The 13,011-nt window shown below is 69.0% G+C and carries 14 protein-coding genes; 5 read left to right on the top strand and 9 right to left on the bottom strand.

Translation table 11 applies throughout. From position 1 onward, the window contains the following. Positions 1-143 precede the first annotated feature (143 nt). Positions 144-842 (top strand): transcriptional repressor LexA, encoded by a 699-nt coding sequence (lexA, locus tag D3869_RS13275; protein WP_137140407.1) that lies wholly within the window; start codon positions 144-146, stop codon positions 840-842. Between the two features lie 25 nt (positions 843-867). Here the strand turns inward: lexA and D3869_RS13270 are convergent, their stop codons facing one another. Further along, positions 868-3,069, bottom strand: a complete 2,202-nt coding sequence (locus tag D3869_RS13270) for a ComEC/Rec2 family competence protein (protein WP_247895638.1) — start codon at positions 3,067-3,069, stop codon at positions 868-870. Between the two features lie 140 nt (positions 3,070-3,209). Here D3869_RS13270 and gltX point away from each other — a divergent pair, with 140 nt between their 5' ends. From gltX to D3869_RS13255, 3 genes are all read left to right on the top strand, one after another. Beyond that, complete coding sequence (gene gltX / locus D3869_RS13265; protein WP_137140406.1) at positions 3,210-4,622, top strand: glutamate--tRNA ligase; 1,413 nt, start codon at positions 3,210-3,212, stop codon at positions 4,620-4,622. 94 nt (positions 4,623-4,716) lie between these two features. Continuing rightward, entirely contained in the window at positions 4,717-6,030 is a 1,314-nt protein-coding gene (gene gltA / locus D3869_RS13260; protein WP_094305986.1) for a citrate synthase, read from the top strand. Further along, positions 6,023-6,229 carry a hypothetical protein gene (locus D3869_RS13255; protein WP_137140405.1) on the top strand — a complete coding sequence of 69 codons (207 nt, stop codon included), beginning with the start codon at positions 6,023-6,025 and terminating at the stop codon, positions 6,227-6,229. Before gltA ends, D3869_RS13255 begins: the two co-directional genes overlap by 8 nt. Before the next feature lie 4 nt (positions 6,230-6,233). Here D3869_RS13255 and D3869_RS13250 read toward each other — a convergent pair whose 3' ends face one another. Both D3869_RS13250 and D3869_RS13245 read right to left on the bottom strand, forming a co-directional pair. Beyond that, the gene (locus D3869_RS13250; RefSeq protein WP_137140404.1) at positions 6,234-6,842 is read right to left on the bottom strand and encodes a glutathione S-transferase family protein; all 609 of its coding nucleotides are present in this window, start codon (positions 6,840-6,842) and stop codon (positions 6,234-6,236) included. Between the two features lie 56 nt (positions 6,843-6,898). Next, positions 6,899-7,819, bottom strand: a complete 921-nt coding sequence (locus D3869_RS13245) for a LysR substrate-binding domain-containing protein (RefSeq protein WP_137140403.1) — start codon at positions 7,817-7,819, stop codon at positions 6,899-6,901. 122 nt (positions 7,820-7,941) lie between these two features. Between D3869_RS13245 and D3869_RS13240 the strand changes: the two genes are divergently transcribed. After that, positions 7,942-8,469, top strand: a complete 528-nt coding sequence (locus tag D3869_RS13240; protein ID WP_137140402.1) for a GNAT family N-acetyltransferase — start codon at positions 7,942-7,944, stop codon at positions 8,467-8,469. Positions 8,470-8,475: 6 nt separating this feature from the next. Here D3869_RS13240 and gloA read toward each other — a convergent pair whose 3' ends face one another. From gloA to D3869_RS13210, 6 genes are all read right to left on the bottom strand, one after another. After that, positions 8,476-8,871, bottom strand: a complete 396-nt coding sequence (gene gloA, locus D3869_RS13235; protein ID WP_094305990.1) for a lactoylglutathione lyase — start codon at positions 8,869-8,871, stop codon at positions 8,476-8,478. Then, a complete protein-coding gene (gene lpxB, locus D3869_RS13230; protein ID WP_137140401.1) occupies positions 8,868-10,088 on the bottom strand; it encodes a lipid-A-disaccharide synthase in 1,221 nt (406 codons plus the stop codon). The genes gloA and lpxB overlap by 4 nt, the downstream gene beginning before the upstream one ends. Further along, on the bottom strand, positions 10,085-10,927 hold the full coding sequence (locus D3869_RS13225; protein WP_137140400.1) for an LpxI family protein: 843 nt from the start codon (positions 10,925-10,927) through the stop codon (positions 10,085-10,087). Before D3869_RS13225 ends, lpxB begins: the two co-directional genes overlap by 4 nt. A gap of 53 nt (positions 10,928-10,980) precedes the next feature. Then, entirely contained in the window at positions 10,981-11,769 is a 789-nt protein-coding gene (lpxA, locus tag D3869_RS13220) for an acyl-ACP--UDP-N-acetylglucosamine O-acyltransferase (protein ID WP_137140399.1), read from the bottom strand. Next, positions 11,766-12,236 carry a 3-hydroxyacyl-ACP dehydratase FabZ gene (gene fabZ / locus D3869_RS13215; RefSeq protein WP_014240160.1) on the bottom strand — a complete coding sequence of 157 codons (471 nt, stop codon included), beginning with the start codon at positions 12,234-12,236 and terminating at the stop codon, positions 11,766-11,768. The genes lpxA and fabZ overlap by 4 nt, the downstream gene beginning before the upstream one ends. A gap of 196 nt (positions 12,237-12,432) precedes the next feature. After that, complete coding sequence (locus D3869_RS13210) at positions 12,433-13,011, bottom strand: OmpH family outer membrane protein (RefSeq protein ID WP_094305994.1); 579 nt, start codon at positions 13,009-13,011, stop codon at positions 12,433-12,435.

Genomic DNA, 13,011 nt, shown 5'->3' with positions numbered 1-13,011 from the left:
GGCAATCGCTTTGGGAGTCCTGTCCGTCGATTTGCGATTGATTTCATCCGTAGGGCTTGACGGGGGTTAAGAACCAAACTAGAACAAGATGGAACGTTTTGCTTTTGTTCCATATCTAGTGCGGAACCGGCCGGGAGGCACAAATGCTCACGCGCAAGCAGCATGAATTGCTGCTTTTCATCAACGAGCGGCTCGGGCAGGGCGGTGTGTCCCCTTCCTTCGACGAAATGAAGGACGCTCTCAACCTGAAGTCCAAGTCGGGCATCCACCGCCTGATCACCGGGCTGGAGGAGCGCGGCTTCATCCGCCGCCTGCCCCACCGCGCCCGCGCGCTGGAGGTGCTGCGCCTGCCGGAGGGGCTGGAGACCGCCCGCCCCCGGCCGCCGCGCGCCAAGTTCCAGCCCAACGTCATCAAGGGCGACTTCAGCTTCGCAGGGCGGGAAGCGAATCCGGCGTCCGAATCGGTTCAGCTTCCGCTCTACGGCCGGATCGCCGCCGGCACGCCCATCGAGGCGCTGCGCGACAGCTCCGCCTTCGTGGACATTCCGGCCGCCATGCTCGGCATGGGCGACCACTACGCGCTGGAGGTCGCCGGCGATTCCATGGTGGAGGCCGGCATCCTCGACCATGACACGGTGGTCATCCAGCGCTGCGACAGCGCGGAGAACGGCTCGATCGTCGTCGCCCTGGTCGATGACGCCGAGGTCACGCTGAAGCGCCTGCGCCGCAAGGGCAACACCGTGGCGCTCGAACCGGCCAACGCCGCCTACGAGACCCGCATCTTCGGCGCCGACCGCGTCCGGGTGCAGGGCCGCCTCGTCGGTCTGGTGCGGAAGTACTGACGGCAGGACGATCCGGGGCGGCGCTTCAGCGCGCCCCGGTCTTTCTGTCGGGCCGCATCCCGCCCATCGTCCAGGGGCGGTCGCCGCGCCGCCCACGCACGCTTTCCACCCCGATACCCTGGTCCGACAGGGTGAGCGCGTGTGCGCCCTCCCGCCGCAAGCGCCAATGGTCGATGACCAGCGGCGCCCGGCACCCGCGCGACGGAACCGCGGTCACCACCGCATCGGCCACCGCGCAATCCTCCGGCAAGGCGTCCGGCTGGCGCAGCAGCGCCACGGTCTTTCCCTGCGCGCGGTAGAGGCAGCCCAGGGCGTCGCAGCGCAGCCGCCCGTCGAGGCTGACACCGGCGAGCGGCCAGACATCCTGACCGGCCTTGTCCTCCGGCTTCTCCATGCCGTCGCGCCGCCTCCAGCTGTTGGCGACCCGCCCGTCGCTGGCGGTGGAGAGGCTGAGAATCCCCTCCGCGCTGCGCACGGCCATCAATTTTCCGTCCTCCGACACCAGAATGTCGGGCCGCGGCGCAAAGGCCGGGGCGACCATACCGCCAGCCAAGGCCACCAGCCCCAGCCAGCGCCAGCGCCCCGTCCAGATGGCCAGCCACAGCCCGCCCAGCGTGACCGCCGCGATGGCGGCGTCCGGCATGGCCGGCAGGAACGCCGTCGCTCCGGGCAGCGCCGCGGTCCGCTCCGCCGTTTCGATGACCAGCCGGACGCCCCAACTCATCGCCGTCACCGCCGGCCCCTCCAGCCCGAAGGGCAACAGCAGGTAGGAGAGCAGGCTCAAGGGCATGATCCACACCGTCGTGATGGGGATCGCCACCATGTTGGACAGCACGCCGTAAAAGGCGACCTGCTGGAAATGATAGAGCCCGTAGGGCGTCGTTGCGACCGTCGCCACCACGCTGGAAAAGGCGATGCCGCCCAGCGTCATGGCGCCCTTGCCGAGCCAGCCCATCTCGCGCCGCCGGCTCACCGCCCAGGGCGTGAAACGCTCGAAGGCGGCGATCAGGGCGACGACCGCCGCGAAGGACATCTGGAAGCTCGGCCCCAGCATCCCCTCCGGGTCGTAGAGGACGGTGACGATGCCGGCGAAGGCGACCAGCCGCATGCTGATCGGCGACCGGTCGGCGATGACCGCACCCATGACGAGGCCGGTCATCAGCACCGACCGCAGCGTCGGCAAGGGCGCCCCCACCAGCAGCGTGTAAAGGATCGCCGACAGGATGCCGGCCAGCGCCGCGATCTTCTTGATCGGCCAGCGCAGCGCGATCCAGGGAGCCAGCGCCAGCAGCGCCCGCACCACCCAGAAGACGATCCCGGCGGCGATGCCGACATGCAGGCCGGAAATGGACAGGAGGTGCGCCAGACCGCTGTCGCGGAAGGCGTCCATCATCGGCTCGGGAATCGCCGCCGCGTCGCCGTTCAGCAGGGCGGCGGTGACGCTGGCCTCCGCGGGGTCGGTCACGGCGGCGCGCACCCGCTCGGCGATGGCGGCGCGCGCCCGCTCGAAGGCCACGGTCACCCGGCGCCAGCCGCCGGGCGGCGGCGCCTCCTGCACGACGGGGGCCCCCATGACGAAGCCGACCGCGCCAAAGCCTTCGAAATAGGCGCGCCGCTGCAGGTCGAACGCCCCCGGCTCCGCCGGGGCGGCCGGCGGGTGGAGCATGGCGCGCAGCCGGACCACCGTCCCGGCCTCCGGCGGGGTCACCTTGGCCGGCAGATGCAGGCGCACCCGCTCCGGCGTCGCTTCCGGGGCCAGCCGCTCCACCGTCGGCTCCCCGATCATCAGCCGCGCGCCGGTGGGCTGCCGTTCGACCGCCAGCACCCGCCCGGTGACCTGCACCGGGCCAAGCTCGCGCGTCAGCATCGGCGCCGCCGCCGCCAGGCTGTGCAGTTGCGCCGCGGCGAAGCCCAGAGCGACGCTCAACAACCCCAACAGCAGGACGACCGGCGCCAGACGCCGCCGCGCCAGCCACAGCAGAACCAGACAGCCAGCCGCAGCGCCCGGCCCCAGCCAGGGCGGCGGCTCGGCGGACAGGCCGAAATACAGCGCCACGCCCGCCCCGGTTCCCACCGGCAGCCAAAGCGCCCAGCGCTCCCGCTCCGCGGCGAGGCATCCCAGAGCCGCCGCGGCAAGGCGCGTGGCGACGCCGCGACGGACCGGAGCGGCATCGCCCTCCTCCGCCGCCATACCCCCGGCTATGCCCTCTTCAACCCCGTGGGCCATACTGTCGCCTATGCGCGCAAGGCAAATGCCTCCGGCGCCGTTAATGTGTTACACCACCGCACCACCGCAGTCGCACCGCAGCAGCCACAGCGCGGCCGCCGCAGCACTGTAGCAGCGCCGAACCCGGAATTGAGCCACCCATGACCGTCGTCACCCGTTTCGCCCCGTCGCCCACCGGCTTTCTCCACATCGGCGGTGCCCGCACCGCGCTGTTCAACTGGCTGTACGCCCGCCGCAACGGTGGCACGTACCTGTTGCGCATCGAGGACACCGACCGCCAGCGCTCGACGGACGCCGCGGTGGACGCCATTCTCGACGGCCTGACCTGGCTCGGCCTCGACTGGGACGGCGACGCGGTCAGCCAGTTCGCCCGCAAGGACCGCCACGCCGAGGTGGCGCAGCAGATGCTGGCCGCCGGCCGCGCCTATTACTGCTACGCGAGCCCCGAGGAGTTGGAGGAGATGCGCGCCGCCCAGAAGGCCGCCGGCCAGCCGGTGCGCTACGACGGGCGCTGGCGCGACCGCGACCCGTCGGAGGCGCCGGCCGGCGTGAAGCCGGTGATCCGCCTGAAGGCGCCGCAGGAGGGCGAGACGGTTCTGAAGGACCGCGTCCAGGGCGAGGTGACGGTGCAGAACGCCCAGCTCGACGACCTGATCCTGCTGCGCGCCGACGGCACCCCGACCTATCTGCTGGCGGTGGTGGTGGACGACCACGACATGGGCGTCACCCACGTCATCCGCGGCGACGACCATCTGACCAACACCTTCCGCCAGATCCAGATCTACAACGCCATGGGCTGGGACCTGCCGGAGTTCGGCCACATCCCGCTGATCCACGGTCCGGACGGCGCCAAGCTGTCGAAGCGCCACGGCGCGCTGGGCGTCGACGCCTACCGCGACATGGGCTACCTGCCGGAGGCGATCCGCAACTACCTGCTGCGGCTCGGCTGGGCGCACGGCGACGACGAGATCATCTCGACCGAACAGGCCGTGGAGTGGTTCAACCTGGAGGGCATCGGGCGCTCCCCCTCGCGCTTCGACTTCGCCAAGCTGGAGAACCTGAACGCCCACTACATGCGGCAGGCCGACGACGCCCGCCTCGTGGGTCTGGCCGCGCCGCGGCTTGAAGCCGAGCTTGGCCGCGCGCTGACCGAGTCGGAGCGCGATCTGCTGACCCGCGCCATGAACGGGCTGAAGCAGCGCGCCCGCACCGTCGTCGATCTCGCCCAGAGCGCCCGCTTCTACCTCGCCGCCCGTCCGCTGGCGATGGACGAGAAGGCCGCCGCGCTGTTGGACGAGAAGGGCCGCGGCGTCCTGACCGACCTCGCCGCCCGTTTCGAGGCGGAGGCGGATTTCACCGCCGCCGCGCTTGAGGCGCTGGTGCGCGCCTTCGCCGAGGAACGGGGCGAGAAGCTGGGCAAGATCGCCCAGCCGCTGCGCGCCGCGCTCACCGGTTCCACCGTGTCGCCGCCGATCTTCGAGGTGGCGGAGCTTCTCGGCCGGGCGGAAACGCTGGCCCGGATGAAGGATGCCGCAACTGCAGCACGGGGATAACTTCCGTGCGTTGATATCCGCCCGGCATAGAACTATGCTGCGCGCATTCGAAAAGGGCGTTAAGCCCCAACCCTAAAGATAAGGACGTGCCGAGATGACCCAAACCGCGGACAAGGCCGATACCTTCACCCTGATCGACAACCGGACTGGAAAGCAGGTCAGCCTGCCCGTGATGAAGGGAAGCACGGGTCCGGACGTGATCGACATCCGCAAGCTCTACGCCGAGACCGGTTGTTTCACCTACGATCCGGGTTTCACTTCGACGGGCAGCTGCGAGTCCAAGATCACCTACATCGACGGTGATGAGGGTGTTCTGCTGCACCGCGGTTACGCCATCGACGACCTTGCCGAGCACGCGACCTTCCCGGAGGTCTGCTTCCTCCTCCTCAACAACCACCTGCCGAACGCCGCCGAGAAGGAAGAGTTCGAGGGCATCCTGCGCAGCCACTCGATGGTGCATGAGCAGCTGACCCGCTTCTACAGCGGCTTCCGCCGCGACGCCCACCCGATGGCGGTTCTCTGCGGCGTGACCGGCGCCCTCTCGGCCTTCTACCACGACTCGACCGACATCGAGGACCCGGTGCAGCGCAAGATCGCCGCGCACCGCCTGATCGCCAAGATCCCGGCGATCGCCGCGATGGCCTACAAGTACTCGGTCGGCCAGCCGTTCATGTACCCGCGCAACGACCTGTCGTATGCCGAGAACTTCCTCTACATGACCTTCGGCACGCCGTGCGAGCCGTACAAGGTCAACCCGGTCCTGTCCAAGGCGATGGACAAGATCTTCATCCTGCACGCCGACCACGAGCAGAACGCCTCGACCTCGACCGTCCGTCTGGCCGGCTCGTCGGGCGCCAACCCGTTCGCCTGCATCGCCGCCGGCATCGCCTCGCTGTGGGGTCCGGCCCATGGCGGCGCCAACGAGGCCGTGCTGAAGATGCTGGAGGAGATCGGCTCCGTCGATCGCATCCCGGAGATCGTCCGCCGCGCCAAGGACAAGAACGACAACTTCCGCCTGATGGGCTTCGGCCACCGGGTCTACAAGAACTACGATCCGCGCGCCCAGGTCATGCGCAAGACCTGCCATGAGGTCCTGGCCGAGCTGGGCATCAAGGACGAGCCGCTCCTCGACATCGCGATGGAGCTGGAGAAGATCGCCCTCGAGGACCCGTACTTCGTCGAGAAGAAGCTGTACCCGAACGTCGATTTCTACTCGGGCATCATCCTGAAGGCGATGGGCTTCCCGACCAGCATGTTCACCGTGCTGTTCGCCGTGGCGCGCACCGTCGGCTGGATCTCCCAGTGGAAGGAGATGATCGAGGATCCGGTCCAGAAGATCGGCCGTCCGCGTCAGCTCTACACCGGCGCGACCAAGCGGGACTTCATCCCGCTGGCCGAGCGTGGCTAACCGGCCGACAGCACACATCGGGACGGGTGGCTCCGACGGGGCCACCCGCAGCCCGGCTGCGTTCATCGTTCCGGCACGGCGGGTCCGTCAGGGCCAGCCGGCCGCGAACGACAACAAGCCGCCGCTCTCGCGGCGGCTTCGCCGCATCGTCTTCTATGCGGTGATCGTGGCGATGATCGCCGCGGTGGTGCTGATCTGACCTCTCAGCCCTGGGTGATCGGGATGTGCGGCCCTTCCGCCGCCACACGCTCCATCCATGCGCGGACCGCCGGATAGCCGGACAGGTCGAAACCACCCTCCTCCGCCACATGCGTGTAGGCGTAGAGCGCGATGTCGGCGATGCTGAAGCGGTCGCCCACGAAGAAGCGACGCTCCGCCAAATGCCCATCCATGACGCCCAGCGCGTCGTAGCCGAGCCGGCGCTTGGTCACCAGCCCCAGCTTGCGCTCCTCCGTCATCTCCACATGGTGGGTGATCCAGAAGCGAACGGTCGCGACGTTCGGTTCGTGGCTGTACTGCTCGAAGAACATCCATTGCAGGACCCGCGCGCGTCCCTCCCGATCGTCGGGCAGATAGGGCGTGCCTTCCGCCAGATACCAGAGGATCGCGTTGGATTCCGGCAGATGGCTGCCGTCCTCCAGCTGCAGCGTCGGGATACGCCCGTTCGGGTTCCTGGCAAGAAACTCCGGGGTGCGGGTTTCCGCCCGGTCGATGTCCAGTTCGATCCGCTCGTAGGGGATGCCGAGCTTGTGCAGCAGCAGCCGGCACTTGTAGCCGTTTCCGGAAGACAGGTTGTCGTAAAGGCGCAGCATGGGGGCGTGTCTCCGCTCCAAATCCATCCGATGGCGGATATAACCACGAAACGGAGTCAGGCGCCAGCGCGGCCCTGCGGAAGCGGTATGCCGAGCCGCTCCAGCCGCGCCCGATCAGCCGCGGCCTCCGCCAGCAGCCAGTGCCGGAAGGCGCGGAGCACGCCGCGCCCGCGCCCTTCGGCCGGGGCGGTCAGCACGTAGCGATCGCCGCAGGCCACCGCCGGTCCGAAGGGGCAGACGAGCCGTCCCGCTTCCAGCGCCTCCAGCACCAGCGACGGGCGCCCGAGCGCGATCCCCTGCCCGGCCATGGCCGCCTGGACCACCATCACCGATTCCGAGAAGCTCAGGCTGCCCGCCCCATCCAGTTCCACCCCGCTGCCCGCGCGCCACAGGCTCCAGTCCGGGGATGCCTGATAATGCAGCAGCGTCTGGCGGGACAGGTCAGCCGGGCCGGACAGCCGTTCGGCCAGCGCCGGCGCGCAGACCGGAAGCAGCGGCTCATCCGACAGAAGCGCCCCCGCGGGGCCAGGATCGCCGCCGCGCACGTAGCGGATGACCGCCCAGCCCGCCTCGGCCTCCGACACGCGATCGGTGTTGCCCCCCTCAATGTCCAGCCGCAGGCCCGGCCGACCGTCCAGGAAACGCCCCAGCCGCGGCACCAGCCACAGGGCCGCCCAGGTGCGCGGCGCGGCGATGCGCAGCCGTTCCGGCCCGCTGCCAGCGATGCGGTCCCAGCTTTCCTGAACGCGCCCAAGCCCGGCGGTGCAGGCCTGCGCGAGGTCGCGCCCGGCGTCGGTCAGGTGAAGCCCCTGCGGGGTGCGATCGAACAGGCGGACCTTCAGCCGCTTCTCCAAATCGCCCACCTGACGGCTGACCGCCCCATGGGTCAGGCCAAGCTCGTCGGCGGCGCGCGTCATGCTGCCGTGGCGGGACGCCGCTTCGAAAGCAGCCAGGGCGGTGAAGGGAAGGCGTGGCATCGGCGGCGTGTCTGAAGGACGATGTGAGGATTCCTCACACCCCTGCCCTGCGAAGTCAATTGTGGACCGGGGGAGCGGCGGGCAGGCTTGGGCGCAGAAACCGAACCATCCCGGCACCTCCCATGACGATGACCTTGTCCATCACCGACATTTCCACTCTCGATGACGGCCGCCTGCGCGTGGAACTGGAAGCCCTTCTGGAGGACGCCGTGAACAGCGGCGCTTCGGTCGGCTATCACGCCCCGCTGGCCCCTCACTGGAAGCGGGCCTTCTGGGACGGCGTGGCCGGGCTGCTGTCGGGTGGCGCCCACCGGCTGCTGATCGCCCGCGGGCCGGAGGGAGAGTTGCTGGGAAGCGTGCAGTTGGCGCTCTGCACCAAGCCCAACGGCGCGCACCGCGCCGAGGTGCAGAAGCTGCTCGTCTTCACCCGCCATCGCCGGAACGGCATCGCGCGACGGCTGATGGCGGCTGTGGAGGACACGGCCCGCGGTCTGGGGCGGTCACTGCTGGTGCTCGACACGCTGAAGGGCGACCGCGGCGAGCCCTTCTACGAGGCGACGGGCTGGCGGAGGGCCGGGCTGATCCCCGGCTACACGGTGGAAGCGGACGGCGCCTTTCACGACACCGTCCTCTTCTACAAAACGCTGTGACGACGCTTACTTCGTCTCGATCAGCTCGACCTTGTAGCCGTCCGGGTCCTCGATGAAGGCGATCACGGTGGTGCCATGCTTCATCGGGCCGGGCGGACGCGGAATCTTGACGCCTTCCTTGGCGAGCTGCTCGCAGGTGGCGTAGATGTCCGGCACGCCCAGCGCGATGTGGCCGTAGGCGGTGCCAATCTCATAGGGCTCCGCCTGATCCCAGTTGTGGGTCAGTTCCAGGACGGCGGTGTCCTTCTCGTCGCCGTAGCCGACGAAGGCCAGCGTGAAGCGCCCGCCTTCATAATCGTTGCGGCGCAGCAGCTTCATGCCGAGCAGGCGGGTGTAGAAGTCCAGCGACTTCTCCAGATCATAGACCCGGAGCATCGTGTGCAGCAGGCGGAATTGGCTCATGGTCTCTTCTCCCAAGCGGATTCTTGCGCTCTCGTCTTATCCGGCCTCGTCCTATCTGGCTGGCCGGCGGCAACCTCCAGCACGACCTGGGCGGCGCGTTCGCTGGGCGGCGTTCCGCCCTGCCCCAGCCAGCGCGCCACCTCGGCCACCCCGTCGATCTGCGTGGCGCGGGCGGCGGGATCGTCGAGCAGCCGGCCCAGTTCGGTGGCCAGCCGGTCGGGCCGGCAGTCCTCCTGAAGCAGTTCCGGCACCAGCATGCGGTCGAGCATCAGATTGACCAGATTGACGTATTTGACCCGGATCAGCCGCCGGTACAAGGCCACCGTCACCGGGTTTAGGCGGTAGGCGATCACCGTCGGCAGACGGGCCAACGCCAGTTCCAGCGCCACCGTCCCGGACGCCGCCAGCGCGGCCTCCGCCGCCGCGAAGGCGTCGTATTTCGGGCCGTCGCCCTCGACGAGGATGGTGGGCATCGGCCAACCCGCGACCTCCGCCGCGACGCGGTCGCGCACCGTCGCCACGGTCGGCACCACGGCGACCAGCCCCGGATGGGCCGGCAGCAGGCGTTCGAGCGTGGCGCGGAAGTCGGGGAGCAGGCGCGACACCTCGCCCTTCCGGCTGCCCGGCAGGACGGCGACGATCCGCGCATCCGCTGCCAGCCCATGAGTCTCCCGGAAGCGCTGCGCGTCGCCATGCCCGGCGCCGCTCTCCACCACCGAATGGCCGACGAAGGTGCAGGGAAGCCCTTCCTTCTCGAAATAGGGCGGCTCGAAGGGCAGGATGGCCAGCAGATGATCGTAGACCGCGGCGTATTTGGCGGCGCGCTTCGGCTTCCACGCCCAGACGGTGGGCGCCACGTAATGGATCAGCGGGATGTCCGGCGCCTGAGCCTTGACCCGCTTGGACACCCGCACCGTGAAGCCCGGCGAATCGATGCCCACCACCGCGTCGGGCCGCAGCCGCAGGATCTCCGCAACCGTCTGGTCGATGCGACGCAGCAGGTTCGGCAGATGGGGCAGCAGTTCGAACACCCCGAACAGGGTCAGCTCGCCCATCGGGAACAGGCTGTCCAACCCTTCGGCGATCATCTTCTCGCCGCCGATGCCGGCGAAGCGCACCCGCCCGCCGGTCAGCCGCTTGCAGGCGGCCATCAGCCGCGCGCCCAGCGCGTCGCCGGAGGGTTCCCCGGCGATCAGGAAAATCAACGGATCGCTCAAGGCTGACGCTCCGACGAAACGGTGATGCCGACGACGAAGAGGCCCAGCCGGTCGGCGGCTTCGGCCACCGCGGCGCGGTCCACCAGCAGGCTGCCGCCGGCCTCGACGGCGATGCCGCGCAGACCGGCACGGGCGGCGTTCTCCACCGTCGTCACGCCCATGGTGGGCAGGTCGAGGCGGCGGTCCTGCTGCGGCTTCTTCACCTTGACCAGCACGCCGCCCGAACCGGGGCGCGCCAGCCCGGCGCAGCGGGCCAGCATGGCATCGGTGCCCTCGATGGCCTCGACGGCGAGCACGATCCCCTGCTGCACCACCGCGCCCTGCCCGACGTCCAGGGCGCCGAGCGTGCGGGCGACCTCGACGGCGCGGGCGATGTCGCGCTCCGCCTCGCCGTCCGGCCGCAAGCGGCCCACCGGCCCGGCCGGGGTCAGAAGCTCGCCCAGCAGGTCGTGCAGACCGACGACGCGGAACCCCTCCCCTTCGAGTTCGCGCGCGACCGAGCGCAGCAGCCCATCGTCGCCGAGCGCGCGGGTGCCGACCTTGGCGAGGAACTTGGTGGTGTACCAGTCGGGAAGAAGCTCGGTGAAGGATGGCCGCCGCACCGGTCCGGCAAAGACCAGCTCCGCGACCTTTTCCTTCTTCAGCCGGTCGATGATGCTGCCGGCGGCGCCGAAGCGGCTCCACAGATGGGGAAGGCCGTCGACGGTGGCGGGGTCGGTATGGCCGTCGAAGGCGACGACGAAGACCTCGCGCCCCTGGCCGCGCACCGCGGCGGCGATGCGGGCCGGCAAGGTGCCGCCGCCCGCCAGGATGCCGAGCTTGGGAAGAGGCTGCGACATGGCCGGGACTCTCCCAGAGACAGAACGTAAAGAAGACGGAGCGCGACCGCTCCTCAGCCCTCGCGCGGCTGGCAGAGCGACCGCGAGGCGCGCGCGAAGGTCAGCACGTCGGCGACCAGCGTCTGCTGCCCCATGTCGCGCCCGACCTCGTCCATGCGCTCGGCGAAGGTGCCCTCGTTGCCGAACAGCAGGCGGTAGGCGGCGCGCAGGGCGTGGATCTCGTCCTTCTGGAAGCCGCGGCGCTCCAGCCCGACGAGGTTCAGGCCGGCCAGACGGGCGCGGTCGCCCATGACGAGGCCGTAGGGGATCACGTCCTTCTCCACGCCGGACATGCCGCCGATCATGGCGTGCGAGCCGATGCGGACGAACTGGCGGACCGCCGACAGACCACCGATGGTCACGAAATCGCCGAGTTCCACATGGCCGGCCAACGTGGCGTTGTTCGCCAGAACCGCGTTGTTGCCGACGATGCAGTCGTGGGCGACGTGGACGCCGACCATGAACAGGCCGTTGTCGCCGACCCGCGTGACCATGCCGCCGCCCTCGGTGCCGGGGCTCATGGTGACGTGCTCGCGGATCTGGTTGTTGCGTCCGATGATCAGTTCGGACGGCTCGCCCTTGAACTTCAGATCCTGCGGGCGATGGCCGATGGACGCAAAGGGGTAGATGACCGAGTCCTCGCCGATGCGCGTGCGGCCCTCGACCACCACGTGGGAGGTCAGCCGCACGCGGTCGCCGAGTTGGACATCCGGCCCGACCACACAGAAGGGACCGATGGAAACGTCTTCGCCCAGCCTGGCGGCCGGATCGACGACCGCCGTCGGGTGAATGGAAACGCTCATTTCTCGTCCAGGATCATGGCGGAATAGACGGCTTCGGCGACCAGGACACCGTTGACCTTGGCCTCGCCCTTGAACTTCCACACGTTGGCGCGCTGGCGCTGCTTGCTCACATGGATGTGGATGGTGTCGCCGGGCGTGACCGGGCGGCGGAAGCGCGCCTCGTCCACGGTCATGAAATAGACCAGCTTGCCCTCGGACTCCTTGCCCAGCGTGGCGACCACCAGCACGGCGGAGGTCTGCGCCATCGCCTCGATGATCATCACGCCCGGCATCACCGGCCGCGACGGGAAGTGCCCCTGGAAGAACGGCTCGTTGATGGTGACGTTCTTCACGCCGGTGGCGCTTTCGCCCAGGGTGATGTCGATCACCCGGTCGATCATCAGAATCGGATAGCGATGCGGGATCATTTCCATGATCCGCATGATGTCGAGGTCGGCTATCTTCTTGTTGTCCGCCGTCACATCCATGGTCCGGCCGCCCGCCTTTCAAAATCCACGAAAACGCCCCGCGCCGCGCCTGCGGCGGCACGGGACGCAGCCCCTTGTGCCCCATTTCCGGGAATTTGGCAATGCCGACGCCGCCCGCTTTCCGGCGCCGCTCTTTGCGCAAAGAAAAAGCCGCCACGCCTCCCTGCGGAAGCGTGGCGGCTCTTTTTGGTGCGCCTTACTGCTTGGGAACGGTCAGCGCAACCTGGGGCAGCTTCTTGTTCACCCGCTCCAGCACCACGTCGGTGACGTCGAGCTGGGTGTCGACCAGGACGAACTGCTGGCGGGCGAGGACCAGGTTGGCGCCGCGCTCGCGCGCGACGTCGGCCACGATCTCCACCATGTTCTTGTGGACCACGGCCATCGCCTCGTTCAGCGCGTTTTCCAGGGCGCGCTTACGGCTCTGCACCGTCTTCTGGACCTCGCCGACCTGCTTCTCGAAGTCGCGGCGCTTGTTGGCCAGCGCGTCCGGCGCCAGCACGGTCTGCTGCTTGCGCAGTTCCTCCTCGGACTTGCGCAGCTTGTCCTCCAGCGAGGCGATTTCCTTCTGGTAGGTCTCGCGCAGCGATTCGAAGGACTTCGAGACGCCCTTGGAGGCGTTCGACTCCTGCATGATCTTCTGGACGTCGACCACCGCGATGACCGGCGCCTTGAGGTTGTCGGTCGGCTTGTCCTGGGCGAAGGACGGCGTCGCCATCGCGACGCCCGCCATCACCGCACCGGCGGCGACCAGCGCCCTGAGCTTGCTGAACTGCAT

It is taken from the genome of Azospirillum brasilense, assembly GCF_005222205.1.
Taxonomy (GTDB): Bacteria; Pseudomonadota; Alphaproteobacteria; order Azospirillales; family Azospirillaceae; genus Azospirillum; species Azospirillum brasilense_G.
Note: the sequence above shows the minus strand (reverse complement) of the source record. Positions and strands in the feature narration are given on the sequence as shown.